A 26745-nucleotide genomic window follows, 5' to 3' on the forward strand; every position below is an offset into this window, starting at 1 on the left:
ACAGAACTATGCGCTTTTTGCTTGCCGCCGCCGCGACCGCCCTCCTGGCATCGCCGCTTGCCGCCGACGATCACGTGCCGACCATTGGCGCGGTCCTCGCAGCCGACCTGCGCGATGACGACCGCGCACGCGACCAGTATCGCCACCCCGAACAGACACTCGACTTCTTCGGTGTCGAGCCCACCATGACCGTGGCCGAATTCGGCCCGGGGGGCGGCTGGTACACCCGCGTGCTGGCGCCCTATCTCTCGCCCGCCGGCCGCTATATCGCCTTCCAGCCCGACAGCGACGGGCAGGACTATCGCGACCGCGCGCAGGAAGCCCGTGCAAAGGGCTGGACCGAACGTTTCACCACGAGCGTTGGCGAAATGGCGGGCGTGAACGCCGCCAATGCCGCCGCCTTCGAAATCGACGAAATGCCCGAGGAGCTCGCCGGCACCGTCGACCGCGTGCTGATCTTCCGCTCGATGCACGGCCTCAACATGGGCAATGAAGCCGATACGGTTCTGAAGGCGGCGCGCATGATGCTGAAGGATGATGGAATGGTCGGCGTGGTCCAGCACCGCGCTCCCGAGGGCGCAAGCTATAACGATTACGGCGCCCGCCAGCGCGGCTATATGCGCACTCAGGACGTAGTGGCCATCTTCGAGGCCGCCGGATTCGAGCTGGCCGCCGAAAGCGAGATCAACGCCAACCCGCGCGACCCCGCCAATTGGGAACGCGGCGTGTGGACACTGCCTCCCGTCCTCCAGTTCGGTGATGAGGATCGCGCGCGCTACGAAGCGATAGGCGAGAGCGACCGCATGACGCTGCTCTTCAAGAAATCCGACTGACCACTTCGTCAGCCAGCGTTCATTCGCGAGCAGCCAATCCCCTAGACGTAATAGTGTTACATCGAGGGGATTTTTCATGCGTGAACTGATCCTGACTGCTTCCGCGCCGCTGCCGCTGCCGCTGCCGCTGGCGCTGGCGCTGGCCGCCTGTGCCGACCGCAGCGACGAAGCGCGCGGTGTCGATTACGGCGAGACGCTGCTTTCCGTCAGCGCCAGCGGGCAGGCCGAGAGCCGCCCCGATCGCGCGCAGTTCAACGCCGGTATCGAGACCTATTCGCGCAGCGCCAAGGCGGCGAGCGAGGCCAATGCCGAGAAGATCGCGGAAATCGTCGCGGCCTTGCGCGAACTGGGCGTCGAGGAAGATTATATCCAGACGCAGAACGTCTCGGTGCGCCGGATCGACTGGGGTGACCGCAAGGGCCAGTATCAGGCGAGCAATGTGTTCGAAGTCACGATGGACAATCCGGACCGCCCGGGCGCTGCCGTTTCGGCCGTGACCGAGGCCGGGGCCAATGTCCTGTCCGGGCCCAGCCTCACCGTGAGCGACCCGGAAGAAGTCGCCAACATCGCCTATGCCGATGCCTACGAGGCCGCCCGCAACCGCGCCGAGGCTTATGCCGAGGCGGCCGGCATGGAAATCAGCCGCGTGCTCTACATCCGCGATGCAGGCGGGCAGCAGGGGCAGCAGTATTTGCGCGGCGCCGAAGCGATGAACGAAATGGCGGTCCAGGTGGCCGCCCCGCCGCCCGTGGCCCCGCCGCCGCCGGTCCTGACCGGCCCGCGACCCGAAAGCGGATCGCCCGGCATGATGATCGGCACCAGCCGCAGCCAGGTCTATATCCAGGTGGACTTCGCGCTGAAGGAGAAATAACGCTCCTCTCCCATGAGAGAACTCACTGTTTCCGTCCTGCAACTCGCCCTCGCGCGGGCTGACGAGGCCGACAATATCGCCGCCGTGGGCGCGCTCGTCGAAGAGGCTGCGCGCAAGGGCGCGCAGGTGATCCTGCCGCCCGAACTCTTCGCCGGCGACTATTTCTGCCGCGAGGAGGAAGAAGAACTCTTCGCCCGTGCTCGCCCGCTGGCCGAGGACCCAAGCGTGCGCGCCATGCAGGAGCTTGCCGGAAAACTCGGCGTGGCCATCCCGACCAGTTTCTTTGAGCGCGACGGGCATCACTATTACAACACGCTCGCCATGATCGGTCCCGATGGCCAGATCATGGGCACCTATCGCAAGTGCCACATTCCCGATGGCCCGGGTTACGAGGAAAAATATTATTTCCGTCCTGGCAATGACGGCTTCAAGGTGTGGGACGTGTTCGGCGCGCGCATCGGCGTCGGCATCTGCTGGGACCAGTGGTATCCCGAATGCGCGCGGGTCATGGCGCTGAAGGGCGCCGAAGTTTTGTTTTATCCGACGGCGATCGGTTCGGAGCCTTACGACGCCGACCTCGACACCAGCCGCATGTGGCGCCGCGCGATGATCGGCCACGCCGTGTCGAACTGCATGCCCGTCTGCGCGGCCAACCGCATCGGCCACGAAGGTCCTGCCGACCGCCAGCAGAGCTTTTACGGCCACAGCTTCATCAGCGACGAATGGGGCGATCTCACCTGCGAATACGGAGCCTCCGACAGCGGCGTGCTGGTCCGGACCCTCGACCTCGACCGCGCGGCGAAGCACCGGGCGGGAATGGGTTTCTTCCGCGATCGCAGGCCCCAGCTCTACGGGCGCATCTGCGAGGATATCTAGGCCGCGCGATGAGCCACCCGCGACTGCCCGGAGACAGTGCGTGACGCATCGTTATGTCATCGCCCTCGGGTCGAACATGCGGGTGCCTTCCCTCGGAGATCCACGACGGGTGCTGGCAGCGGCGCTGGCGCGGATGGAGGAGCGGCAAATCGCGGTGATCGATGCGTCGCGGACCCGTGCCAGCCGGCCCGTCGGGCCCTCGCAGCGTCTCTACGCCAATGGTGCCGCGCTTGTCGAAGCGCCGTGGGACCCGCCGCGCATGCTGCGCGAATTGCAGACCATCGAAGTGGCTTTCGGTCGCAGGCGGCAGGGCAGCCGCTGGCGCGGACGGCCACTCGATCTCGACATCATCCTCTGGAGCGGCGGGACATGGCTGTCGCCAGAGCTGACCATCCCGCACCCGCTTTTTCGGCAGCGGGATTTCGTCGCCGGTCCCGCAGCGCAGGTCGCGGCCGACTGGCGCGATCCGGTGACCGGTTTCACCCTGCGTCAGATCGCAGCGCGCGTTTCCTGACTGTGTTTTAACCTAAATTGGCCGAACAAACAAAAGCAAGCCAAACCACGCTTGACCCCTCGCGCGACCCTCCCTAGGTGAGCGCCCGTGGTCGGGCCGTTAGCTCAGTCGGTAGAGCAACTGACTTTTAATCAGTAGGTCGCTGGTTCGAACCCAGCACGGCTCACCACCTTTTCTGCCATCGCCCCTTTCGCCGCGCGTCATGCGCGTTATCGTGGGGCGCGATGGTTTCTCCCAGGCTTTCGATCTTTGCGCGCCTGCCCGTGCCGGGCAAGGTCAAGACGCGCCTCATTCCCGCCCTCGGCGAGGAAGGGGCCGCGCGGCTCTACGCGCGGTTGCTGGCGCAGACGGTGGAGGTCGCGCGGGGCAGCGGGCTCGACTTCGAGCTGCGCGTGACCGGCGGGGAGATAGCGGCTTTTCATGAATTGTTCGGCAGCGATGTCGCCGTCGTCGATCAGGGCGAGGGCGACCTCGGCTCGAAAATGGCGCGCGTAGGCGCTCCTGCGCTGCTCATCGGAAGCGATTGCCCGGGCATCACCGCGCCGCTGCTGCAAGCCGCCGCCGGCGCGCTGGAGGACCGCCGCGTCGTTCTGGGTCCGGCGAATGACGGCGGCTATTACCTCATCGGCTTCCGCGAGCCCGTGCGTTTCCTTTTCGGGGACATGGCGTGGAGCACGCCCTCGGTCCTCTCCGAAACGCTCGCCCGGCTGGTGCGCCACGGGATCGGTCCGGCAGTGCTGCCCGAACTGGCCGATATCGACACGGCTGAAGACCTGGCGCAATGGCCGGAGTTCGAATGAGCGTCACCCTGCTCGTGCCGACGCTCGACGAAGAACGGGCGCTGCCGGCGCTGGCCGACGCCTTTGCCAAGCTCGACCCGCAGCCGCTCGAAATCCTGCTGGTCGACGGCGGCAGCACCGATGCGACCCGCGACATCGCGCGGGCTGCTGGCTGGCGCGTGCTCGAAGAAGAGCGGGGGCGGGCGCTGCAGATCAATCGCGGTGTGGAAGAGGCCGCCGGCGATACGATCTGCGTGGTGCATGCCGATACGCTGCCTCCTCCCGACATGGTCCACGTCATCGAGGAGACGCTGGCGAACGAGGCGATTGCCCTTGCCAGTTTCACGCCCGTCATCCGCGGTGCGGACAAGACCCGCTGGGGCACGACGCTGCACAATTGGGCCAAGACCTGGTATGCGCCGCTGATCACCCGACCGCATCTCTTCTTCCGCGGCGTGCGCTTGCTGTTCGGCGACCACGCCATGTTTTTTCGCCGGAAGGATTTCTTGACCATCGGAGGCTGCACCCCGGGCGATGCGGTGATGGAAGAAGCCGATCTCTGCGTGAAATTTGCCCGGCTCGGGCGGGTGAAAATGGTCCCGCGTCGGGTCTATACATCGGACCGGAGGATCGCCGCCTGGGGTCCGCTCAAGGCGAACTGGATCTATTTCAAGGTGGGCATCCTGTGGGCGTTCGGCCTCCGGCACCGCATGGCCGAGCATTATCCCGATATCCGCTAGGCCCGCGGCAGGAAGCCGGATTCGATGCAATAGTCGATCAGCCGCCGGATATAGGCGTCGCCCGTTGGCGGACACGCGAGACCTGTAAGCGCGCGAAAACCCGTATCCCCGAAATGCGGGTCGCGCTGGAAATAGCTCGCATAGAGCCCTGCCACCCGCCGGAAGAGCCGTCGCTCCAAGGCCGGGAGCTGCGCCGGTTCGAAGGCCTCGGGCGCGACCAGTTCGGGCTCGTGAAACTGCGGGTAGGCGCCGATAGCCCCCGTGAAGGCCTCCACGGCCAGCGGCTGGCCGGATAGGAGGTGGAAGGTTCCCCCCGATGCCTCGTTGATCCGCTCCGCCATCGCCACCAGTCCCGCCGCGACATGATCGAGCGGGACGAAATCGAGCGTTGCGCCGCTGCGCGCGGGCATATGCTTCACGCGTCCTTCGGCAATCAGTTTGAAGGCCGCATAGGTCGTGTCGAACTGGCGAATTGCGCCGCTTTGATGCTCGCCCACCACGATCGACGGACGCGCGATAGCCCACCGCAAGTCGCTTGCGCGGACCAGGCGCTCTCCTGCCGCCTTGCTCGCCTCGTAACCGTTCGCGAAACCGCCTTCGGGGAGCGGATCGGTCTCCGCGATCGCGCCATCGCGGGCGCCGCAGACATAGGCGGTCGAGACATGGAGGAAACCCATCCCCCCCGCTGCTGCGAGAGCGAGAGCGTGGCGAACGCCCTCGACATTCACCGCATGATAGTCGTCTTCCGCGAGATCGAAACGCACGGTGGCCGCGCAATGCAGCAGCAGGTCATGGCTTTGTGCGATCGTGGCAAACTCATCCTCGTCCCAACCGAAGCGCGGCAAGGAAATATCGCCGTGAAGCGTTTCGACGGGAACAGGCGACCCGTCGTTGGCGCGGATTTCGGGATTGCGATGGGTAAGGCCGGTGACCGCGTGGCCCGCTTCGACCAGCCGCGCGCACACTTCGCCGCCCAGCAGGCCGGCCGCTCCGGTCACGAGAATTTTCAACATGTCATGGCCAATGCAATGTAACCGGTCAGTCCGGACAACCGAAGGAAGGCGAGAGATTTCGCGGGTTTCATTCGCATCTCGGGTAAATTGGGTTACGGAGCAAGCGATGAAATTCACTCATGACGTGATCGTGATCGGCGGCGGTGCTGCCGGTCTGACCGCCGCAGGTGGCTGCGCGCTCTTCGGGCTCGACGTCGCGCTGATCGAAGCGCGCAAGATGGGCGGCGAATGCCTCAACGACGGATGCGTGCCGTCTAAGGCGCTGCTCGCCGCGGCCAAGCGCGCCGCCGAAGCGCGCGAACCGAGCCGGTTCGGCGTCACGCTCGAACCACCCAGGGTCGAATGGACGGGAGTGCACAAGCACATCCATGATGCCATTGCCGCCATCGCGCCGCACGACAGCGAGGAACGGTTCGAAGAAATGGGCTGCGAGGTGTTCCGCGACTGGGCGCAGGTGGTCGGGCCGCAATCGGTCGAGGTCGGCTGGCGCACGCTAACCGCACCGCGCATCGTCATCGCCACCGGATCGAAGCCCGCTGTCCCGCCGATCAAGGGGCTGGAAGAAGTGCCCTACCTCACTAACGAGAACCTGTTCGATCTCGGCGAACTGCCGGATCATCTCGTGATCGTCGGCGGCGGGGTCATCGGGATGGAAATGGCGCAAGGCTTCCGCCGCCTCGGCAGCGAAATCACGGTGATCGAGCCGGGCGAACTGATGGGCCGCGACGATCCGGACAGCGTCGCCGTCGTCCGCAGTGTGCTGGAAGGCGAAGGCGTGAGCTTCGTATCGGGCAGGGCCGAGCGGGTGGAGGCTCGCGATGGCGTGGTCCGCGTGCAGGTGGGCAGCGAGGCTGTTGAGGGCTCGCATCTCCTCATCGCCACCGGCCGCCGCGCGAATTGCACGGGTTTCGGGCTGGAGGAAATCGGCGTCGAAATGGGCGCAAATGGCATCAAGGTGGACGATCGCCGCCGAACCTCGGTCAAGGGCATCTACGCCGTGGGGGATTGCCGCGAGGGACCGCGCCTGACGCATGTCTCGGGCTATGAAGGTTCGAACGTCGCGCTGGAGATCACGCTGGGCGTGCCGACTAAGGTCGATTGGTCGGCGCTTCCCTGGGTCACCTATACCGAGCCCGAAGTGGCGCATATCGGCATGACAGAGAAGGAAGCGCGCCAGAAGCATGGCGAGAAAGTGACCGTGGTGACCGAAACCTTCCACCACAACGAACGGTCGCTCGCCGAAGCCAGCGACAAGGGGCATCTCAAGCTGGTGCTTAAGGGCAAGAAGGTGCTCGGCGCGAGCATCGTCGGCAAGAACGTCGGCGAGCTGCTGCTGCCCTTCGCGCAATCGATTACCGGCAAGAGCAGCACCTTTGCCCTAGGCTCCGCAATCATCGCCTACCCGACCCGCAGCGAGATTTCGAAAGCGGCGGCCTTCAGCGCGTGGGAGCCGACGGTCTTTGGGCCGATCCCCAAGAAATGGGCGCAATTTCTCGCCCGCATGCGCCGGAAGTTCGCATGAGCGGCGCGCGAACGGAATCGCGCAAGGCTCCGGTGGGGCCGTCGCCCTTCGCGGTCCATGCCGCGCCGCTCCCGCGTGAAAAGTTCAGCGACCCGCGGGTCACTGCGAAGGGCGAAGCGCGCGCACAGGTGCCGCTCTCCAGGCTCGAGACCTTGTGGCTGAACACCGGCACACTCTGCAATCTCGCCTGCGCCACCTGCTACATCGAGAGCAGTCCGACCAACGACGCGCTGATCTATCTGTCGGCCGATCACGCTGCGCGCTTCCTGGCCGAGGCGAAGGGGCTGGATACGCGCGAGATCGGGTTCACCGGCGGCGAGCCTTTCATGAACCCCGAAATGCTGCCCATGCTCACCGCCACGCTGGAACAGGGCTTCGAGGCGCTGGTGCTGACCAACGCCATGAAGCCGATGCGGCGGCATGAAGAGGTTTTGCTCGCCTTGCGCGAACAACATGGCGACCGGCTGACCCTGCGCGTCAGCCTCGACCACCACTCGCGCGAGGTGCACGAGGGCGAGCGCGGGCCGCGCAGCTGGGCGCCGGCCATCGCGGGTCTGCGCTGGCTTTCGGACCACGGCTTTTCGATTGCGGTCGCCGGACGGCTGTTGCCGGGCGAGGGCGAGGCGCAGGCGCGCGAATGCTACGCGGCGCTGTTCGAAAGCGAAGCCATTGCCATCGACGCGCGTGATCCGGCGCGGCTGGTCCTCTTCCCCGAAATGGACGCCGACAAGGACATCGCCGAGGTCACCACCGCCTGCTGGGGCATCCTCGGCAAGTCCCCCATCGACGTCATGTGCAATACCAGCCGCATGGTCGTGCACCGCAAGGGCGAGGCGGCCCCACGCGTGGTCGCCTGCACGCTCATACCCTATGATCCCGGTTTCAATCTCGGCGAGACATTGGCCGAGGCGTCGTGCGACGTGGCTCTCAACCACCCTCATTGCGCGCGCTTTTGCGTGCTCGGCGGGGCGAGTTGTTCGGCCTAATCTAGATCACGTCCGGACCTTCACTGCCACGTGTGGGTTGGGGGCGTATGTTCTTCGAAGAAACCTGGCTCGATATTGCCGCCCGAACCCTCGTCCTCTCCTTGATCGGTATCGCTTGGGTAACTCTGGTTATTCGCCTGATCGGCCTTCGATCCCTATCGAAAATGACGAATTTCGATTTCGTCGTCACCATCGCATCGGGTTCGCTATTGGCCGGGGCCGTACAAGCCAGCGAATGGACGGCTTTCGCTCAGGCATTGGGCGCTTTGGCGGCGCTGTTCGGTCTGCAACTCCTGATCGCAAAATTGCGTCAGCAGTCCGAAAGCTTCGAGCAGGCCATACAGAACGGGCCGATCTTCCTCATGTGGGAAGGAAAATTCATCGACGAGGCGCTTCGAACGTCACGCGTCGCCAAAGATGACGTCATCGCCAAACTGCGCGAGGCGAACGTCCTCGAAATGAGCAAGGTACGGGCCGTCGTGCTGGAAACCACCGGTGATATATCGGTCCTGCATGGCGATAAGCTTGAGGACGATATCGTGGACGGTATCGACCGGCCTTAGGCCTTGCGGCTATCGAGCCATTTGGCGAAGGCCACACCGCCTGTGATCAGGAACGGGACTAACACGATGCTGAGCACGACCTTGGCGAGGATCTGCCCGATTAGCAGGTTGGTGATCGGAAACTGCCCATAAAAGGCCAGCGTGATGAAAATCACCGAATCGATGGCCTGGCTCAAGGCCGATGCAATCGCGCCGCGTATCATGAGCGAGATCGTACCGGTGTTCTCGTCGTTCCCGCGAAGACGCGAGAAGATCCAGACGTTGAGCAGGAGCGAAACGATATAAGCCGCGGGGCCTGCCGCCCAGACGCGCCAGATCGTGGCGTGAACACGTTCGAAAGCGGCAAGGTCCTCTGCACGGCCACCGGCCATTTCGGGCGAAGCGGGCAGGTTGAGCACGAGTTGCATGAGCAGGGCGGCCAAGAGCAGCGGCAGGAAACCCCACCAAACGATCCGGTTGGCCAGCTTCTCTCCGTAAAGCTGGGCGATGGTGCTGGAGATCACAACCAGTAGAAGGAAGGCGAAAATGCCCGCCTCGACCGCGAGGTCGGTGGGGTAAAGCTGCACCTGCTTGAAGGCCAGCACGCCGGCCAGCACCGTCATCCCGCCGTAGACGAGGGTGTAGACGAAGAGGCCCAGCGGCGTCGTGGCAGCGTGAATGCGGGGTTCGTTGGCCGGTGCGGTCATGGTGATTACGGGCGTGCCTTCGTGACTGGTGATAGCCGAAGCTGGAAGTGCGACCGCAAATTGACTAATCGGGGCCGCCGCGCAAGGTAGCGCCCGATTTCATCCGCAACTAGTCCTTGTTGCTCCCAGTGCACTGCGAAGGGGTCCGCATGCCACCTATAGTGATCAATCTCCTCGGGATCCTCGCGATCCTGGCTATCGCCTTCCTGCTGTCGACGGGCAAGAAACGGATCAAGCTGCGCATCGTCGGGGCGGCGTTCGCCCTGCAGGCCGTGATGGCTCTGCTCGTCCTGCGCACGCCGTGGGGAGTGGATATGATCCAGGGCATGTCAAACGGGGTCATCGCGCTGCTCGACTATTCCAAGGTCGGTATCGAGGCAATTTTCGGCCCCATGGGCTCCAATCCCTTCACGAACACCTTCCTCATCGCCGCCCTGCCGGTGATTGTCTTTTTCGCGGCTATCGTGTCGATCCTTTATCACTGGGGCATCATGCAGCGTCTGGTGCGCTGGGTCGGCGGCGCGATCGGCTGGATCACCGGCATCAGCAAGGTCGAGGCGCTGGGCAGCGCGGCGAACATCTTCGTCGGCCAGTCGGAAAGCCCGCTGGTGGTGCGCCCCTATCTCGCCGCGCTCACGCCGAGCCGGTTGTTCACTCTCATGGCCGTGGGCATGGCGGGCGTCGCAGGGACCATCCTTGCCGCCTACGCCAGCTTCATCGGGTCCGACGCCGTGCCTTTCTTGCTGGCCGCCGCCTTCATGTCGGCGCCGGGCGGTATCCTGATGGCCAAGATCATCATGCCCGATGACGAGAGCGAACTGGCCCGCAACGCCGCCGAGCTTTCGGGCACCGAGGACGAGATCGTCCTGCCCACGACGCGCATCAGCGCTGAAGGACCGGCCGCGCTTACCGAAAGCGGCAAGCCGCACGAGGTCGAGGTGGCCGAGACCTTCGAGGAAGGCCACAAGCCGGCCAATGTGATCGAGGCCGCCGCACAGGGCACCCAGACTGGCGTGAAGCTGGCCGTTGCCGTGGGTGCGATGGTCATGGTCTTCGTCGCGCTGGTTGCGCTCGCCAACGGCATCCTTGGCGGCATCGGTGGCTGGTTCGGCTATCCTGACGTCACCTTCCAGCAGCTGCTCGGCTATGTCTTCGCGCCCGTCATGTACATGATCGGCATCGCGGACTGGAACCAGGCGCAGTTCGCCGGCGGCCTCTTCGGCACCAAGATCGTGCTCAACGAATTCGTGGCCTTTATCGAATTGGGCGCGATGGAGGCGGGCACGCTGACCGCGCGCAGCCAGGCGATCGCCACTTTCGCGTTGTGCGGCTTTGCCAATTTCAGCTCGATCGCAATCCAGATGGCGGTGACGGGCGGCCTTGCCCCGAACCAGCGCCCGGTAATCGCCAAGCTCGGCCTGCGCGCGCTCGCCGCCGGCAGCCTCGCCAACCTGATGAGTGCCGCGCTGGCAGGACTCTTCCTTCCGTACTAAAGGGCGCAGCCACTATGACCGATTCGAACACCGATATTGCGGTTGTGTCGCTGGCACAGCCGCTCGAGAGCATTGCCGAGGACCTCGGCCGCAGTTTCCAGCAATACGGCTTTGCCGTCATTCGCGATCACGGCATCCCGCAGGATCTGATCGACAAGGCAGAGAGCCTGTCGAAGGAGTTCTTCGCGCTGCCCGAAGATGTGAAGAAGGCCTATCACATCCCCGGCGGCGGCGGCGCGCGCGGCTACACGCCCTTCGGCACCGAGAAGGCCAAAGACGCCAAGGTCCATGACCTGAAGGAGTTCTGGCACGTCGGGCGCGAGCTCGACGAAGGCCACCCGCTTGCGCAATACATGGCGGACAATGTCTGGCCCGAGGAGGTCGACGGCTTCAAGCAGACTTTCTCCGATCTCTACTCCGCCTTCGAAACCGCAGGTGGCCGCGTGCTGGAGGCGATCGCCATCCATCTCGGCCTGCCGCGCGAATTTTTTGCCGCGACGATCGAGGACGGCAATTCGGTGATGCGCCTGCTGCGCTATCCGCCGCTCGAAGGCGCGGAAGCGGAAGGTGCGATCCGCGCCGCCGCGCATGGCGACATCAACACCATCACCCTCTTGCTGGGCGCGGAAGAGGCAGGTCTCGAACTGCTGACCGCCGATGGCGAGTGGAAGGCCGTGGCGCCGCCCGAAGGCGCGCTGGTGGTCAACATCGGCGACATGCTCGACCGGCTGACCAACCACAAGCTGAAGTCGACCCAGCACCGCGTGGTCAATCCGCATGGGGAAGCGGCCTATCGGGCCCGCTATTCGATGCCCTTCTTCCTGCATTTCAGGCCCGACTATGTGATCGAGACGTTGCCTTCGTGCATCGACCCGAAAAACCCAACTGACCACCCCGAGCCAATCTCCAGCCACGACTACCTGATGCAGCGTCTGCGCGAGATCAATCTCGCCTGAGACACGCCTCGGCGTACGACCTTTCGCAGGAACCGGAATCTTTTCCGGGGCCTGTGTGGTTTTTGCAACAGCGGTAAATGGCTGAAAAACAGAGCTTTTCGCAATCTCTGGTGTGTCTCATCCACACCGCCCGGCCGGTTGTCTTGACTCTGTCATAAAACGATAGCTTTGGCGAAACATCGCCAGCCTAGCGGGGCTGCGCATCTCAAGTGCTATCCATATTCAATCGTAAGAGACGAAGGGGTCTTCTCCGATGAAGTTCAAGTATCTCCTGGCCACCTCGGTGGTCGGTCTTTCCGCAGTGGCAGCGTCGCCTGCCTTCGCCCAGTCGACCGGCTCGATCGACTTCGAAGACGAAGGCGAAGAAGTCATCGTCGTCACCGGCGCCCGCTTCAACGGCGTCGGTGGTGTCGAAATTCCCGACACCACCAAGGCGAAGCAGGTCCTCAACGAAGAGATCATCCGTCGTCAGCGTCCCGGCCAGACGGTCAACGACATCGTCAACCTGGTCCCGGGCGTCAGCTTTCAGAACAACGACCCCTGGGGTTCGTCGGGCGGTGGCTTCACCATCCGCGGCTTCGGCGCCGACCGTGTTTCGCAGACCCTCGACGGCCTGCCGCTGAACGATTCGGGTAACTACGCGCTCTACACCAACCAGATGGTCGATCCCGAAGTGCTCGAGGAAGTCAGCGTCAGCCTCGGTTCGACGGACGTCGATAGCCCGACGGCTTCGGCCACCGGCGGCACCATCAATATTCGCACCCGCGAACCGGGCGATGTGCTCGGCATGACTGCAACCATGACTTACGGCGATGTTCTTGCTGAAGGTGTGGAAGACAGCGCGTATGTCCGCGGCTTCCTGATGGTGGACACCGGTGACATCACCGGCATGGGCACCAAGGCATTCGGGTCGGTCAGCTACACCACCTATGGCGTTCCCTACAATCCGTATGGTCGCATCAACAAGACGCAGTTCAACGGCCGTATCTGGCAGGACCTTGGCACCAATGGCGACTTCGTGTCGATCTCGGGTCACTGGAACGTGAACCGCAACAACTTCGCTGGCTCGGAAGGTCTCGAAACGCTCCTGTCGTACTACGAGCCCGCTTCGGGCTTCAACGATAAGGAACAGCGCTTCAGCGTCTACGAAGGTGCGGGCGAATACCCCTGCGCAGTCGACCCGCGCGTGCTGGCCGAAGAAACCGGCTACGCCGTTGGCAGCCCCGGCGACAGCGTCGATTACAGTGACCGCAACGGTTGCGGCGCAGCCTTCTACCGCCGCTTCAACCCGTCGGACACGGGGAACATCCGCGGTGCATCGCGGTTCTCGCTCACCGACGCGCTGACGCTCACGGTCGACCCGAGCTACCAGTACGTCAAGGCGAACGGTGGCGGACCCGACGATCTGCGTGAATCTTTCTTCGTTACCGGATACGAAGACGAGAACGACAACTTCATCGAAACGGGTCGTTACACCGGTGCCTTCAACGGCGGTTACTACTTCGGTCGTGACCTCAACGGCGACGGCGATCTCGACGACGAAATCGCCGGTAACGATCCGAGCCAGACGACGACCGATCGTTACGGCGTGATCACCAACCTGATCTACGAAATCAACCCGGATCACCGCGTCCGTGCGACCTACACGCTCGACCACGCGCGTCACCGCCAGACCGGCCAGATCACCTACATGCTCGGCAACGGCGAGATCAGCGATGTGTTCGCGATCGACAACCCGCTGCTCGACGTGAACGGCAATCCGGTCAACAAGCGTGACCGTCTGTCCTACGCAATCCTGCACCAGATTTCGGGTGAATACCGTGGCCGCTTCGGCGACCTCACCGCGAAGCTCGCTCTGCGCGCTCCGTTCTTCACCCGCGAACTGAACCAGAACTGCTACACGACGTCGGACAACGGTTTCGTGGACTGTCCGAACCCGGGCTTCGACACCGCCGGCTACGAACTGGCAAAGATCGAGAACGGTCAGGACTTCGCGCCGCCGCAGTCGCGTACCTACAAGTACGACAAGCTGCTGCCGAACATCGGCTTCACCTATGATGTAACGGGCGATGTCTCGGTCTTCGCGAACTACGCCAAGGGTCTCTCGGTCCCCGGCACCGATCCGCTGTACGACTCGCTCTTCCTCGATGCGAACGACCCGGCTTCGCAGCCGGTCCCGGAAACCACCGACAGCTTCGATGTCGGCCTGCGTTTCCAGTCGGGTTCGATCCAGGCCCAGATCGGCGGCTACTACACGCAGTATCAGGATCGCCTCGCTTCGGCGTTCGATCCGGACGCTCGCGATGGTGAAGGCGCACGCGTCTTCCGTAACCTCGGCACGGTCGACAAGTACGGCATCGACGGTTCGATCGCTTGGCGCCCGACCCGCAACACGCTGCTCTACGTTTTCGGCTCGTACAACGACTCGGAAATTAAGGACGATGTCCTGTCCGGCACCTGCAACCAGTTCGAAGTCGACAACAACTTCTACAGCTGTAACGCAGTTGGCGACCTCCAGTACCTCGCGACCGGCGGCAAGACGGAATCGGGTACGCCACAGTACTCCTTCGGTGCTCGTGGCCAGATCGCTTTCGGTCCCGTCGAACTCGGTGCACAGGCCAAGCGCACTGGTACGCGTTTCGTGAATGACCAGAACGTGCCGCTCGAAGGTGAACTCGCCAATGGCGACGAATTCTTCTTCCCGGCCAAGGTCCCTGCTTACACCGTAGTCGACCTCGACGCGCGCATCCTGCTGGGTGAATTCCCGACCGGTGGCGACGTTGCGGTGCAGCTGAACCTCACCAACCTGTTCGATGAGTACTACATCGGCTACTTCGGTGGTTCGCTGGACGACTTCGGCTTCGCGCAGATCGGTGCACCGCGCGCCGGCAGCGTCTCGCTCGTGATCGGCTTCTAAGCCGCACCAGCGACCGACAAACAGGAAAGGGCGGTCCTTCGGGGCCGCCCTTTTTCTTTCGAACGCGGTTAGCGTTCGGAACGTGCAACTCCGTTCCCCCGTTTGTGCCGATATGCCCGAAGACGCGACCAACTTCAGCACATCGAAGAAGCGACCCAACCCTTGGGTCATCGCGCTGATTTTGCTTATCCACTTAGCTTTTCTGTACGCACTCGCACGTTTGCTGGCGCCCGGAACGATTGCCACGGTCGAACGCTCGGTCATCTCGGCCTTCCCCGTCACCGTGACCGCTCCCGAAGAGGAAACGCCCGTGGTCGAACCCGAGCCGGACGAGGGCGCGCAGGGCGATCCGGGCGAAGAGGCTGTGCCGCAGCCCGTCACGGCGCCGACGCCGCGCCGTCAAGTGAGGGAAGACCGCCCCGTGCCGCGCGCGTCCTCCACGGGTAGCGCCACGACCTCCGGAGCCACGCAGGCCGGCGGCGGTACGGGAGCCGCAGGTTCCGGCGCGGGGACCGGGGCCGGGCGCGGCGGCGGCGGGCAGGGCGGAGTGGCCGCCACGAAACCTGTCCTCACGCGCTCGATCAGCGATGTCAGCGCTTTCCCTATCCCGCCGGGCGGCCGCCAGGCGCGGATTGGGCAATCGGTCATAGTGCGCCTGATGGTTTCGCCTCAGGGGAGGGTCACAGCCTGCTCAATCTATCGTCCAAGCCCGTTCCCGGAAACCGACGCGGTCGTTTGCCGCCTGTCCTATGAGCAGATCCGCTTCGATCCGGCGCGCGATACGCAAGGCAACCCTGTTGCCGCGCCGTTCTATTACCAGCAACGCTTCTTCAACTGATCCCTCTGCACTGACAGGGCTTGCCTGTGCGCCTATCGCCGCGCCACAAGTGCAGCATGCCCGAACGCTCGCCAGATTCGATACAGCCGGTAATCCTGTGCGGTGGCTCGGGAACGCGGCTCTGGCCGCTAAGTCGACCCGGCTGTCCTAAACCGTTCCTGCGGATTATGGGGGACGCAACCCCTTTCGAGCAAACGCTCGCGCGGGTGTCCGATCGGTCGCGCTTCGCCCCGTCAATCGTGGTGGCGGGCAAGGACCATTGCGAATTGGTCGAGCGACAAGGCGGCCATCATTCGCTCATAGTCGAGCCGGTCGGACGCAACACCGCGCCCGCCATTGCCCTTGCTGCTCTGACACTTCCACCCGAGACCGTTATGTTGGTCTGCCCGAGCGATCACCACATCGCCAACGAGAGCGCCTTTCGTGCCGGAGTGGAGCGGGCCGCGAAACTTGCGCGCAAGGGGTGGTTGGTGTGTCTGGCAGTCGAGCCCGAGCGCCCGGAGACGGGTTATGGCTATATCGAACGGGGCGCGCGGGAAGAAGCGGGTCACCTCATCGCTCGCTTCGTCGAGAAGCCTGATTGCGCAACCGCCCAGTCCTATGTCGCATCCGGAAAATTCGTTTGGAACACGGGCATTTTCGTCTTCCGCGCGGCGGATTTCCTCGCGGAGCTGGCACTTCAACGACCTCAGATGATGGATCTGATCGAACGTGCCCATCAAAATGGCTTGGCCGATGGAACAACCTTTCTGGCCGCATGTCAGCCCTTCGCACAGATCAATCCCGAAAGCGTGGATTATGCGGTAATGGAACATACCAAACGGGGCGCCATGGTCTCGGCGGATATGGGATGGTCGGATATTGGCAATTGGGATGCCTTGATGACCCTCGCCGAGGGGGACACCCATGGCAATGTCGTCGAGGGCCGCGCAGATCTCGTCGATTGTTCCGGGGTTTTGGTGCGTAGTGAGGGGCTGCGAGTCTCAGCCCTCGGCCTGAAAGACGTGGTTATCGTCGTTTCGCACGGCGAATTGCTCGTGACCACTCGTGAGCACTCACAGAATATTGGCGAGCTGCCGGGGGCGCAGGAGAGGTGAGTGGGCTGCTCGGTAGGAAACGGCTGACCAAGCCTTGGGGCAGGCGCAATCTGCCTCCATCCTTTGGGTCAGAGGCTAGCCAGCCGGTGGGAGAGATCTGGTTCGATACACCTCCTTCGATGTCTACGGTTCTGGCAAAGTATCTATTCACCGGAGAGCATCTTTCCGTTCAAGTGCATCCAACGGCGGACTTCAGCCCGGCACAGTCAGGTAAGGATGAGTGTTGGCTTGTTACGGATGCAAAGGAAGGCGCCCGCCTTGCAGTGGGCTTCCGCGAAGAGTTTTCTGCCGAGATGATTCGCGCGGCTGCGCTCGACGGTTCAATCGAAAACATGCTGGCGTGGCGTGAAGTGGCCGACAACGATTTCATCTATGTGCCTGCAGGCACGGTCCATTCTATGGGGCCTGGGTTAACCGTGGTGGAAATTCAGCAAAACACCGATATCACCTATCGCCTCTACGACTATGGCAGGCCGCGGGTACTCCATCTGGAAGAGGCGATGGCGTCCATACTGACCGGCCCCCACCCTCCCGAACTAAGGACACGGATCGACCCCGGGCGCGAACTCTTGCTGGTCGACGGTCCACACTTTTTCCTTGCCCAATGTATTGGCAAGCCCAGCGATGGTTTGGCAGCCCGCCTGGAGGGGGCCGTTCAATTCCTACCGCTGGCTGGTCAGTGCTGCATCGGGGATATCGTCGTAGCAGCCGGAGGTTCAGCCTGGGTTGGCAGTCTGTATGAAATCGAATTCGACCTTTCCGAACGCTGCCTTCTGGTAGCTAGTCCTCGGCCTCGGGATTTGAAGTCGACAAGATCTTGATCAGTTCGGCCTTGCCGTAGGGCTTGGTGAGAACGCCCATCCCTCCAATGTCCTCGACCCGGTCAGCCATCTCTCCATAACCAGTGGCTAGCCAGAAGAGTATCCCGCGTCGGGAAAGCTCTTCGGCCACCCGTTCGCTGCTTTCTTTGCCCAGATTATAGTCGAGGATTGCGAGATCGGGTGTGTGCTTCTCAAGCGAATCCAGCGCGCCGGCCACTGTACTTTCGACCATGACCCGGCCTACGCCGAGTTCGCGCAGGCTATCCTCCGTATCCAGAGCGATAATCATGCTGTCCTCGACGAGCAGAATGCTTTCGGGGAGAGAACCCGGCAGCAACGCAGTGTCGGCTGCAGCCCTGCTGCGCGAATCTGACTGCGGAGTTGTTCGCTCGCTCCAAGTGACGTGGCGAGCGGGAACGCAGAACTCTGCCTCCACCCCGGACAGCTTAAATTCGATCTTGGTCTCGCCTCCCAGTTCGAAGGGAATCGAGCGCTCGACAATGGTAGAGCCGAAGCCGCGCCGCGTGGGCGGTTTCACGGGAGGGCCGCCCTTTTCGCGCCAAAATAACTGGAGCGATCCGTCCTTGTTTCGCTCGACCACAATTTCGAGCTGGCCGGTGCTGTCAGAAAGCGAACCGTATTTCGCCGAGTTGGTGATCATCTCATGCATCACCAGCGCCAAGACAGTGTAGGCTTCGGGAGTTATCAGGACTTCGGGACCGGTGAGGTTCAGCCTGTCCGCTCGGCCGTCGAGATAGGCGTGCGCTTCGGTCTCGATCAGTTCGCGGAGGGGCGCTGGCGACCAGTTGGTCTTCGTGATGTTGTCATGCGCCATGGCGAGTGAGGAAATGCGCCCGCCAATGATGTCGGAAAATTCCTCGATCGATCCCGCCTCGCGCTTTGACTGGCTGATCAATCCGCGGATGAGGTTAAGGATATTGCGTACCCTGTGGTTGAGTTCGGCGATCAGCAGTTCCTGTTGTGACTGGGCGCGGGCGCGTTCTTTAACCGCCTCGTCCGTCAGGCGCAGGATGATCTCAAGCAAAGTGACGCGCAGCCCATCGGCGACTTGCAATTCGCCATCGGTCCAGGGCGGGCTGCGCCCCTCAACCGACTCCTGCCACGCTTCGAAGCTCTTTCGCGGGGTGAGGCGTGCACCATTGGGGCCGTATTCGACCGGCTTTTCCGGATTGCCGGCCCACAGCACGGTTTGCGTAAGGCCGCGCCGCCAAAGAACGAGATAATCGCGCGGTGTCCGCGAGACCGGAATGACCAGCGCGCCCGCCGCACGATCAGCGAAGCGGTCGGCCTTGGGGAAGCGCTGCTGTAGCGAGTCCGTGGCCAGCACACGGCTGGTGGCGGCTGCGTTGAGAGCCGGTGCGACCGCTCGGAATTCTTCTTCGTTCGGGGCTGCCCCGCGCGCGTCATAGACATCATCGATGAAGACGCTGGCTCCATCATGTGGGATGATCTGCTGAATAACCGGGGTGAGGAGCGGAAGGCTTTCGCTCAGGGGCGTGCCAGCCGCGATATCGCGCATCAGTCGGTCGTGCACCTTGCGTCCGCTTTCGCGCAGTTCCTCGCGCTCTCGGAAAAGCGAACGTTCGAGTATGAGCGAGAACAGTTCCGAGAAAAGCTCGGCTGAAGTGCGCTGCGAATAGGGCAAGACCTTCGGGCCGTAGTGATGGCAGGCAAACAGGCCCCACAACTCGCCGCCGATGATGATAGAGATCGACAGGGAAGCGCCGACACCCATGTTGTGTAGATATTCGATGTGGATCGGTGAGACTGCGCGCAGCGTGCTCATGGACAAATCGATCGGTTCGCCCTCGGCATTGACGCCGGGCTCGATGGGGATGGGGGCTTCCTCTACATCGCTGATGATGCGAAATCGGTTGCGCTTGTAGAGTTCGCGCGCCTGTGCCGGGATGTCGGTCTTGGGATAACGAAGCCCGTGGAAGCTCTCGAGATCATCACGCTTGGACTCGGCCACTACCTCGCCGGAAAGATCCTTGTGGAAGCGATAGACCATGACGCGGTCGATATCGAGCGAGAGGCGTAACTGGCGGGCCGCTTCCGCGAGCAAGCGATCACTCTCGCCTATTTTTTCGAGCCGCGCCACGATCGGACGCAGCAATCCGATCTGTCTATTGACTTTGCCTTCTTCATGCGGCTCGATCTCGATGATCGTGTAGTGGCCCGATGTATGGATCGCGCAGTCGAAGAGCCCACCATCGTCCAATAGATCGACGCCGAAGAGGCGCTCCGTCTGGTCAGGATCGATTAGGGCTGCCACCGCACTTCTCAGGCGCTCCATTCCGCGAGGTGCGATGATCTGCGAAAGGCGCACCCCAACTTCAGGCTCCCTCTCGGTGCCCAGAATGGATTGCAGATTTGCTGAGCGTTGGGCGAGAAACCAGTCGGCGTTCACGGCGATCAGCGCTCCGAAGGCCTGGATATGGCCAAGCCGGTGGATCGGCTCGCGATCGCAATTGGTCAGATCGACATCGTGCATCTGCGTGCTCATGCGGCCTGCTCCAGTTGGCAGCGGCAGAAAACGGTTTCGAAGAGGACGAAGGTCCTCCGTGCACCCGCAATCGCGTCCCGTATGGTGCTATCGGAGTGGTGGGCGTTCAGGATCGTGAGCAATTCCTTGAAATAGGCAGGCATCCGCGGGTCCGAAAGGAACCGCGTGGGGCCGTCGAGCCCGGCCTTTCGGCGACGGACCAGCAGCGTACGATTACCCATCGAGGAGCCTGCGAGAACCCAGGCCGCGCCCAGGGACTCGGTAGGGGAATTGACTGTAAACGCAAAGGAAGCCGGGAGGGCGCTTGCGCCGAGATCGGACAGGTCTTCTGCAAGAACATCGGTTTGCCGCGGGGGAGGGGGCAAATCGATGGGCGGGGTTTCCGCCAGCATGCGCTCGGTCAGGGAGCGCGCTGCGTATTGCGCCGAAAGGAAGGCTGCGTAATCGGCATCGGAAGCAAGCACCATATGTCCGACCGAAGCATCGATCCGGGCGTGAATCGCGCCAGTCGCTTCCCTCAACTCTTCTCTCAACTGGACCCCCGTCCTCTCAAGTACGAACCCGGCTTGCGAAGGAAATTCACGAACGAGGCATTACGGAAAAGGAATCTGAACCCTTTTCTTCCGCTGGGCAAAGCGATTGAAAGCGGATTTGGTTCCGACTTGCGAGGCGTTTCCGACATGGAAACCGAGCTGTGGCGGCTCGCCGAGCCTACTTGGATTCGAGAAGTTTCTGACCCTTTTTCCGGATCGCGCCGGCGATGATGGGCTCGACGAAGGATAGCGCCGGGGGCAAGTCGATTTCGAATACGACTTGCGTTTCTTCGATCAGCACCTGCGCGCGAACCACATTGCCCATGGCGTTGATGTCCAGCGCCATGCAGTCTTCGTCGGGCCAGCTTGTCGTCACCTCGGCCACGCCGCCGGGTATCGCGTCGCCGATCTCGTGGCTGCGCGCGTGCAGGCGGCGGCGGACTTCGTCCTTGCCCAGCGTGTGCTGCAGGGGAACGCGCATCAGTCCTTGTGCTCCAGTTGCGGGGTGGTCTCGGCGCCTTCGCCGAACTTGTAATCGAGGTAGCGGTGCTTGATCGCCAGATCGTCGAGCGACCCTTCGGCAAGCTGGCGTGTGATCGAATCGATCTCGCCGCTGATCTTGCCGAGACTGTCGGTCAGCTGCTCGTCGGGCGTCGCCCCGCCACGCTTCTCCGTGCGCAGCTGGGCCGGGATCTTGCGGTAGCTGTCGATCATTTCGGGCAGCTGCTCGCCCACTAGGCTGCGCACTTCGCGGGCCTTGGGGTGGTTCTGGTCGACACCCTCAAGCTGCAGGCCGAGCGCGTCGAGCTGCACGCCCATATCGCTGACGATCGCCGCTGCCGGGGCGGGCAGGGCCGGGCGCTGGTTTTCGAGCCAGAGCTCAGTCCGGCCGACCATGTCCTGCACATTGCCCTTGTTGAGGCTCTCGCGCCTGGGCGTCTTGAGCTTGGGATAATTGCTGAGCACGGCGACAGCGACCACACTGGCGACCAGCACGGCCATGACACCGGCAAAGCCGATGCCGTCGATGACCAGCCCGGCGATCCCGCCTGCCACCCAGATGCCGAAGAGCGTAATGAGGATGTTGCGGATGCGCTTGAGCCACACGTCCTTCTTGATCTTCGCCGAACCGCGTCCGATCGAGACTTCGCGGCGATGGCGACCGCCGGTGCGGTTGTCGTCGCGCACGCGTGCGGCATCGCCCAGGATGCGGTCGCTGTCGCGGGTGAGGTCGCCCATGGTCAGCCTTCGATGCTCAGCAGGCTGTCGTCGGCGATGCGGCTTTGCGCCTGGCTCTGGCCCTCGGCGCGCGCGATATAGCCCTTCGATTTCTCGACCTCGTCCGACAGGACGGTGACGGTCTGCTTCATGCTTTCGAGCGCGCGGACCTTGAATTCGTCGACCTCGTCCATGGTATCGTAGATGTTCTGGAAGGCGCGCTGGAGCGTTTCGAGCGGGATCGTGCTTGCGGCAGCCTGCTCGTGGATCTTGCCCGTCTGTTCGCGCAGCATGGTGCTGGTAGAATCGATGATGCCCGCGGTCGTGTCGTTGAGAGCGGTGATCTGGCCCAGCACGAGGCGCTGGTTGGTCATCGCCTCGGCCACCGTCACCGCCGTGCGCAGCGCGCCCACGGTGGTTGTGCTGGCGCGGTCGACGCCCTTCACCAGCTCGACATTGTTCTTCTTTACGAGGTCAAGCGCGAGATATCCCTGTACGCTCACCGCCATTTGCGTCAGCAGGTCCTGCGTGCGCTGGCGGACATAGAACAGCGCGGTCTCGCGCACGGCCTTGGCCTTGGCCGGATCGGTCGCGTCGAGTTCGGCGGCCTTTTCTTCCAGCTTGGCGTCGAGCGTGTTGGAGATGTGGATCATCTGTTCCAGATTGCCCATCGCCTCCCACAGCTTCTGCCGTTCGACGTCGATCGCGGCGTTGTCCATGATTAGCTCGTCCTTGCCGCTGGCAAGGTTGCCGAGGATCGACTGGATGTGCGTCTGCGCGCTCTGGTAGCTGCGGAAGTAATTGGTCAGCTTGTTGCCGAAGGGGATGATGCCGAGGAACTTGCGGGTGCCCGACAACTTGCCGCGCTTGCCCGGATCAAGGTCCTCCACGACGCGGCGCAGTTCGGCGAGATTGGCGCCGACGCCCTCGTCCTTGTCCATGGCGCGCACGGGGCGGTCGAGGAAGCGGTTTGACATGCCGGCCGCCGCCATGATTTCCTTACGGCCCATATTGGTCAGCTGGTCCACCTTCTTGCCGAATTCGGGCGAATTGGCGTCCTGCGCAATCAGGTCCTCGACGAAACCGTCGACCTTGGTTTCCAGCTTGCTCTTCACCTCTTCCGAGACCGGAACGAGGCCCGCAGCCTTTTCAGGAGCGACGGCCGGAACAGGATCGGGCGGGGTGAGGTCGAATTCGGGCGGGGCCGCCGTGGTGGTGGGTGCGGTCGTGGGCGCAGCAGCCGTGCCAGCCTGCGGTTTTGCATCACTCATGTCGGGCGAAGACCTCCGTTACATTCCTGGACCTGTATTAGGAAGCTAAGACAGGATATTCAAGCGAACTTACCTTAGCTGGCTAAAGAGTCCTGAAAAACAACAATCTATGCTATGCGAGTCGCCGGGGGGCCGATTGAGGCCAGACGGGGACGCATCATGCCAACCAGTACCATACGGCAACTTGCCGCAGAATCGGAACTGCTGCTTGCAGCAATTCTCGACCAGAGCCAGGATTGCATCAAGCTCCTCAATGCATCCGGCGAAATCGAATATATGAACGAGAACGGCCGCCGAGCACTGGCGATCGAGGATTTCGCGGAGGTTGTCGGCAAGCAATGGGCCACGCTGTGGCCGGAGGAAGCGCGCCATCATATCGAGACTTCGATCGACAAGACCCGTCGCGGCCAGCAATCGCGCTTCGAGGCGCTCTGCCCGACGCTGGCGGGAACACCGACTTGGTGGGATGTCAGCGTGGGTCCGGTGTGCGACCGCGACGGCAGGCTCCGCCATATCCTGGCGACTTCGCGGGATGTGACGGAATACATGAGCCGGATGAGCGAGCAACTGCGCCGCGAGGAGGCGGAAGAGCAGGCGAAACATTCCGACAGCGTCGCACACGAGATGCGTCACAGGCTGAAAAACCAGCTCGCAGTGGTTGGCTCGGTTGCCAAACTCCTGTCGCGCCATTCGGACAGCGCGGCCGACATGCAGGTGAAACTAGAACGGAAGATCGCCGCTTTGGCGAGAGCTCAGGACATGCTCACGGTCCATCGTGAAGAGCCGGTATCGGCCGCGGCGGCCCTTGAGCAGGTGCTGGGCGCAAGCGGGGCAGGCGAGCGGATCGAGGTGCTCGAGATGCCGGAGGTCCCGCTCGGCGACGATGGCGTGCAACAGCTCGCCCTGATGGTGGGCGAGCTCCAGACCAACTCGCTGAAATACGGCGCCTTGCGGGACGACAAGGGCAAGATCACCCTGTCCGCCACCCAGGAAGAGCACCTGCTCTGCATGCATTGGCACGAGGATATCGGCGAGCCGCTCGACACGCCGGAGCATGTCGGTGCAGGCATGATCCTGCTTGATCGACTGGGTTCGACGGGCAGCCACACGAGCAGGGTCGAGTGGCACAGTTCGGGGCCAGCCGCGACCTTCTACCTGCGCACTCTGGCGTAAGGGATCAGCGGCCCAGCGTTCCGATGAGACGTCCGATGACGTGCGGGCACCGGCGCTTGTTCAGTAACCTTAGGCGACCAGGTCGAGCTCGATCGGCTGTATTTCGCCCGAAAGGTAAAGCCGCTTAGCCTTGGCCCGACTGAGCTTGCCCGAACTGGTGCGCGGCAGCGTACGCGGGGGCACGAGTTCGACCACGCAACTCATGCCGGTCACGCCGCGGACCTTATCGGCGATCTGGTCGCGGAGCTTAAGCCGTTCCTCGGGCTCGGACACGCGGCAATGCACCAACACAGCGGGCGCTTCCTCGCCATTTTCCGTGTCGATCGAGAAGGCGGCAATGTCGCCGTGGTTGAAGCCGGGCAGCTGCTCGACCGCCCATTCGATATCCTGCGGCCAGAGGTTCTTGCCGTTGATGATGATCATGTCCTTCGCGCGGCCGACGATGAACAGGTAGCCATCGGTAAGGTAGCCCATGTCGCCTGTGTCCAGCCAGCCGTTCACAAGACAATCGTGGGTGGCTTCCTCGTTGCGGAAATAGGAGTGCATCACGCTCTTGCCACGGCACCAGACCTTGCCGATCTGGTGGTCGCCCTTCACCGCTCCGTTCTCGCCGCGGATCTCGACTTCCATGCCCGGAAGCGCCTTGCCGCAATTGACGATGGCGCGGTAGCGCGCGGGCTTGGAGAGGTCGCGCGGGCGGCCCGAAAGGCGCTCTTCCTCGACCAGTTCGACGCGAATGCCTTCGCCCGGCGGCATGACGGTAACCGCCAGTGTCGCCTCGGCGAGGCCGTAGCTCGGCGTGAAGGCCGAAGCGTTGAAGCCGGCTTCGGCAAAGGCGTTCACGAAGTTCTGCATGACGTCGGGCCGAATCATGTCCGCGCCGTTGCCGGCGGTGCGCCAGCGCGAGAGGTCGAAGCGCTCCGAAACATGGCTCTGGCTGGAAATGCGGCGCGCGCAGATGTCATAGCCGAAGGTCGGCGAATAGCTGAGCGTATTGCCCTTGTTGCGGCTGATAAGGTCGAGCCAGGCGAGCGGGCGGCGCGCGAAATGTTCGGTCTTGATGTAATCGACCGAAGCCTGGTTGGCGATCGGCGACAGGAAGCAGCCGACCAGTCCCATGTCGTGATACCACGGCAACCAGCTGACCACGCGGTCGTTCTCGCCGAGATCAACACCGGTGGCGTGGCCGTAAAGATTGTGGAGCAGCGCCTCGTGCGTGACAGCGACGCCGGTCGGGAAGCGGGTCGAGCCGGAGGAATATTGGAGATAGCTGATATCATCGGGGCGGGCTTCGGGCAGGTCGCATTCCGGCCCTTCGCGCTTTGCGAAGACATCCCAGCTTTCGCCCTCGCAGCCCTGCTGGTCCGCGGCGGCCTTGGCCATTTCGGCGATTTCGGGCGGATAGATCAGGATCTTTGGATCGCTGCTGTCGAGCTGCACCTTGAGCTGGTCGATATAGCTGTCCTTGCCGCCAAAGGTGGTCGGCAGCGGGAGCGGCACCGGCCAGGCGCCGACATAGATGCAAGCGCAGAAGAGCGCGGCAAATTCCGGGCTGGTTTCCGCGACCAGCGCCACGCGGTCTTCCTTGCCGATCCCGCTCGCAACCATCTTGTAGGCCAGCTCGAGCGCGTCGGCGCGCATTTCCGAGAAGGTATACACGCGCGACAGATTGCCGCGCATATCGTGAAAATTGAGGCCCTTTTCGCTGCGCGCAGCGTAATCGATCGCCTCGTTGAAAGTGGCAAAATCGCTCCTGCGTCGCGGCAGGTTGCAGTCGTTCGGCGTCGGCGTCAAAACGGCGTCGGTCATATTTGCTTTTTATACCTTTTGAAAACAATGCCTTAGCGGCGACCCTCGTGCGAACAGATGCCACCCTCCCATAAGCGACAGTCTTTTCAGCCTTTCCCAATCGTCAAGGTTTGTGGCACGAATATGGCCGATGGCTGATGGTGATGCAACACGCAGGCGCACTCGTCGCATACCCAAACCGCTCGACCGCACGCGGCTGAACGATCTCGCGTTGCACTATGTGGCGCGTTTCATGACTTCCTCCGGCAAGCTGGAATCCTACCTCAAACGCAAGCTGCGCGAGCGCGGCTGGGAGGGGGAGGGGCAGCCCGATATTCCGGGACTCGTCGAACGGTTTGCCGCCAAGGGCTATGTCGACGATGAGGCCTTTGCCCGGATGAAAACCTCCGGACTGCTGGCGCGCGGCTATGGCGCGCGGCGGGTGGACGAGAAACTGCGCGCCGATGGTCTTGGCGAGGACGTGCGCGAGGGCAACCGACCCGCCGAGGCCGAAGTCCGCGAAGCGCTGCTCGCCTATGTCCGGAGACGGCGCTTCGGTCCCTTCGGCCGGCCATCCGCCGCCCCCGGTCCCGAAGCGCCACACAAGGCGCGCGAAAAGCAGCTTGCCGCGATCCTGCGCGCAGGCCATTCGTTCGAGCACGCCCGGCGCGCAGTCGAGGCGCAGAGCGAGGCGGAGCTTGAAGAATGGGTTGCAGAGGCGCGGGACTGA

At 63.0% G+C, this 26745-nt stretch carries 25 protein-coding genes and 1 tRNA gene; 18 read left to right on the plus strand and 8 right to left on the minus strand.

Going from position 1 to position 26745, the window contains the following annotated elements; all coding sequences use genetic code 11:
- Nucleotides 1-8 precede the first annotated feature (8 nt).
- The 7 genes from ED21_RS10905 to ED21_RS10935 all read left to right on the plus strand — a co-directional run bounded on the left by ED21_RS10905 (nt 9) and on the right by ED21_RS10935 (nt 4613).
- Complete coding sequence (locus tag ED21_RS10905) at nt 9-833, plus strand: class I SAM-dependent methyltransferase (RefSeq protein ID WP_006833963.1); 825 nt, start codon at nt 9-11, stop codon at nt 831-833.
- Nucleotides 834-909: 76 nt separating this feature from the next.
- Entirely contained in the window at nt 910-1704 is a 795-nt protein-coding gene (locus ED21_RS10910) for an SIMPL domain-containing protein (RefSeq protein WP_006833964.1), read from the plus strand.
- A 12-nt stretch (nt 1705-1716) separates the two neighbouring features.
- Nucleotides 1717-2580 carry an N-carbamoylputrescine amidase gene (gene aguB / locus ED21_RS10915; RefSeq protein WP_006833965.1) on the plus strand — a complete coding sequence of 288 codons (864 nt, stop codon included), beginning with the start codon at nt 1717-1719 and terminating at the stop codon, nt 2578-2580.
- Nucleotides 2581-2620: 40 nt separating this feature from the next.
- On the plus strand, nt 2621-3094 hold the full coding sequence (gene folK / locus ED21_RS10920; protein ID WP_034922342.1) for a 2-amino-4-hydroxy-6-hydroxymethyldihydropteridine diphosphokinase: 474 nt from the start codon (nt 2621-2623) through the stop codon (nt 3092-3094).
- A gap of 93 nt (nt 3095-3187) precedes the next feature.
- Nucleotides 3188-3263 (plus strand) — tRNA-Lys (locus ED21_RS10925).
- 55 nt (nt 3264-3318) lie between these two features.
- A complete protein-coding gene (locus ED21_RS10930) occupies nt 3319-3894 on the plus strand; it encodes a TIGR04282 family arsenosugar biosynthesis glycosyltransferase (RefSeq protein WP_006833967.1) in 576 nt (191 codons plus the stop codon).
- A complete protein-coding gene (locus tag ED21_RS10935) occupies nt 3891-4613 on the plus strand; it encodes a glycosyltransferase (protein ID WP_006833968.1) in 723 nt (240 codons plus the stop codon). The genes ED21_RS10930 and ED21_RS10935 overlap by 4 nt, the downstream gene beginning before the upstream one ends.
- Here the strand turns inward: ED21_RS10935 and ED21_RS10940 are convergent.
- Nucleotides 4610-5626, minus strand: a complete 1017-nt coding sequence (locus tag ED21_RS10940; RefSeq protein ID WP_006833969.1) for an SDR family oxidoreductase — start codon at nt 5624-5626, stop codon at nt 4610-4612. The genes ED21_RS10935 and ED21_RS10940 overlap by 4 nt on opposite strands.
- 106 nt (nt 5627-5732) lie before the next feature.
- Between ED21_RS10940 and ED21_RS10945 the strand changes: the two genes are divergently transcribed.
- Genes ED21_RS10945 through ED21_RS10955 form a run of 3 tightly spaced genes read left to right on the plus strand, consistent with a single transcriptional unit; the run spans nt 5733 to nt 8697 of the window.
- Entirely contained in the window at nt 5733-7148 is a 1416-nt protein-coding gene (locus tag ED21_RS10945) for an NAD(P)/FAD-dependent oxidoreductase (protein WP_006833970.1), read from the plus strand.
- Complete coding sequence (locus ED21_RS10950) at nt 7145-8134, plus strand: radical SAM protein (protein WP_006833971.1); 990 nt, start codon at nt 7145-7147, stop codon at nt 8132-8134. The genes ED21_RS10945 and ED21_RS10950 overlap by 4 nt, the downstream gene beginning before the upstream one ends.
- Nucleotides 8135-8181: 47 nt before the next feature.
- Nucleotides 8182-8697 (plus strand): DUF421 domain-containing protein, encoded by a 516-nt coding sequence (locus ED21_RS10955; RefSeq protein ID WP_006833972.1) that lies wholly within the window; start codon nt 8182-8184, stop codon nt 8695-8697.
- Here the strand turns inward: ED21_RS10955 and ED21_RS10960 are convergent.
- On the minus strand, nt 8694-9383 hold the full coding sequence (locus ED21_RS10960; protein WP_006833973.1) for a queuosine precursor transporter: 690 nt from the start codon (nt 9381-9383) through the stop codon (nt 8694-8696). The two genes, ED21_RS10955 and ED21_RS10960, sit on opposite strands and share 4 nt — an antisense overlap.
- 149 nt (nt 9384-9532) lie before the next feature.
- On the opposite strand from ED21_RS10960, the gene ED21_RS10965 reads away from it, so the two are divergent.
- The 6 genes from ED21_RS10965 (at nt 9533) to ED21_RS10990 (ending at nt 17505) form a co-directional block, all read left to right on the plus strand.
- On the plus strand, nt 9533-10876 hold the full coding sequence (locus ED21_RS10965; protein ID WP_034922345.1) for a NupC/NupG family nucleoside CNT transporter: 1344 nt from the start codon (nt 9533-9535) through the stop codon (nt 10874-10876).
- 14 nt (nt 10877-10890) lie between these two features.
- A complete protein-coding gene (locus tag ED21_RS10970) occupies nt 10891-11832 on the plus strand; it encodes an isopenicillin N synthase family oxygenase (RefSeq protein WP_006833975.1) in 942 nt (313 codons plus the stop codon).
- Between the two features lie 253 nt (nt 11833-12085).
- On the plus strand, nt 12086-14749 hold the full coding sequence (locus tag ED21_RS10975) for a TonB-dependent receptor (RefSeq protein ID WP_006833976.1): 2664 nt from the start codon (nt 12086-12088) through the stop codon (nt 14747-14749).
- A 220-nt stretch (nt 14750-14969) separates the two neighbouring features.
- The gene (locus ED21_RS10980; protein WP_233995738.1) at nt 14970-15587 is read left to right on the plus strand and encodes a TonB family protein; all 618 of its coding nucleotides are present in this window, start codon (nt 14970-14972) and stop codon (nt 15585-15587) included.
- A 56-nt stretch (nt 15588-15643) separates the two neighbouring features.
- On the plus strand, nt 15644-16684 hold the full coding sequence (locus tag ED21_RS10985) for a mannose-1-phosphate guanylyltransferase (protein ID WP_034922348.1): 1041 nt from the start codon (nt 15644-15646) through the stop codon (nt 16682-16684).
- An 86-nt stretch (nt 16685-16770) separates the two neighbouring features.
- The gene (locus ED21_RS10990; RefSeq protein ID WP_156787443.1) at nt 16771-17505 is read left to right on the plus strand and encodes a class I mannose-6-phosphate isomerase; all 735 of its coding nucleotides are present in this window, start codon (nt 16771-16773) and stop codon (nt 17503-17505) included.
- Here ED21_RS10990 and ED21_RS10995 read toward each other — a convergent pair.
- The 5 genes from ED21_RS10995 to ED21_RS11015 form a co-directional block, all read right to left on the minus strand.
- Nucleotides 17465-20032 carry an HWE histidine kinase domain-containing protein gene (locus ED21_RS10995; RefSeq protein WP_006833979.1) on the minus strand — a complete coding sequence of 856 codons (2568 nt, stop codon included), beginning with the start codon at nt 20030-20032 and terminating at the stop codon, nt 17465-17467. The two genes, ED21_RS10990 and ED21_RS10995, sit on opposite strands and share 41 nt — an antisense overlap.
- Complete coding sequence (locus ED21_RS14780) at nt 20029-20553, minus strand: biliverdin-producing heme oxygenase (protein WP_156787444.1); 525 nt, start codon at nt 20551-20553, stop codon at nt 20029-20031. Before ED21_RS14780 ends, ED21_RS10995 begins: the two co-directional genes overlap by 4 nt.
- A gap of 190 nt (nt 20554-20743) precedes the next feature.
- On the minus strand, nt 20744-21046 hold the full coding sequence (locus ED21_RS11005; RefSeq protein WP_006833981.1) for a polyhydroxyalkanoic acid system family protein: 303 nt from the start codon (nt 21044-21046) through the stop codon (nt 20744-20746).
- Entirely contained in the window at nt 21046-21804 is a 759-nt protein-coding gene (locus ED21_RS11010) for a hypothetical protein (protein WP_006833982.1), read from the minus strand. The genes ED21_RS11005 and ED21_RS11010 overlap by 1 nt, the downstream gene beginning before the upstream one ends.
- A 2-nt stretch (nt 21805-21806) precedes the next feature.
- Nucleotides 21807-23054, minus strand: a complete 1248-nt coding sequence (locus tag ED21_RS11015) for a toxic anion resistance protein (protein ID WP_006833983.1) — start codon at nt 23052-23054, stop codon at nt 21807-21809.
- Between the two features lie 159 nt (nt 23055-23213).
- On the opposite strand from ED21_RS11015, the gene ED21_RS11020 reads away from it, so the two are divergent.
- The gene (locus ED21_RS11020) at nt 23214-24227 is read left to right on the plus strand and encodes a PAS domain-containing protein (protein WP_006833984.1); all 1014 of its coding nucleotides are present in this window, start codon (nt 23214-23216) and stop codon (nt 24225-24227) included.
- Nucleotides 24228-24296: 69 nt separating this feature from the next.
- On the opposite strand, the gene ED21_RS11025 is transcribed toward ED21_RS11020, so the two are convergent.
- The gene (locus ED21_RS11025) at nt 24297-26036 is read right to left on the minus strand and encodes a fatty acyl-AMP ligase (RefSeq protein ID WP_006833985.1); all 1740 of its coding nucleotides are present in this window, start codon (nt 26034-26036) and stop codon (nt 24297-24299) included.
- A gap of 130 nt (nt 26037-26166) precedes the next feature.
- On the opposite strand from ED21_RS11025, the gene ED21_RS11030 reads away from it, so the two are divergent.
- The gene (locus tag ED21_RS11030) at nt 26167-26745 is read left to right on the plus strand and encodes a regulatory protein RecX (protein WP_006833986.1); all 579 of its coding nucleotides are present in this window, start codon (nt 26167-26169) and stop codon (nt 26743-26745) included.

It is taken from the genome of Erythrobacter sp. SD-21, assembly GCF_000181515.1.
Taxonomy (GTDB): Bacteria; Pseudomonadota; Alphaproteobacteria; order Sphingomonadales; family Sphingomonadaceae; genus Qipengyuania.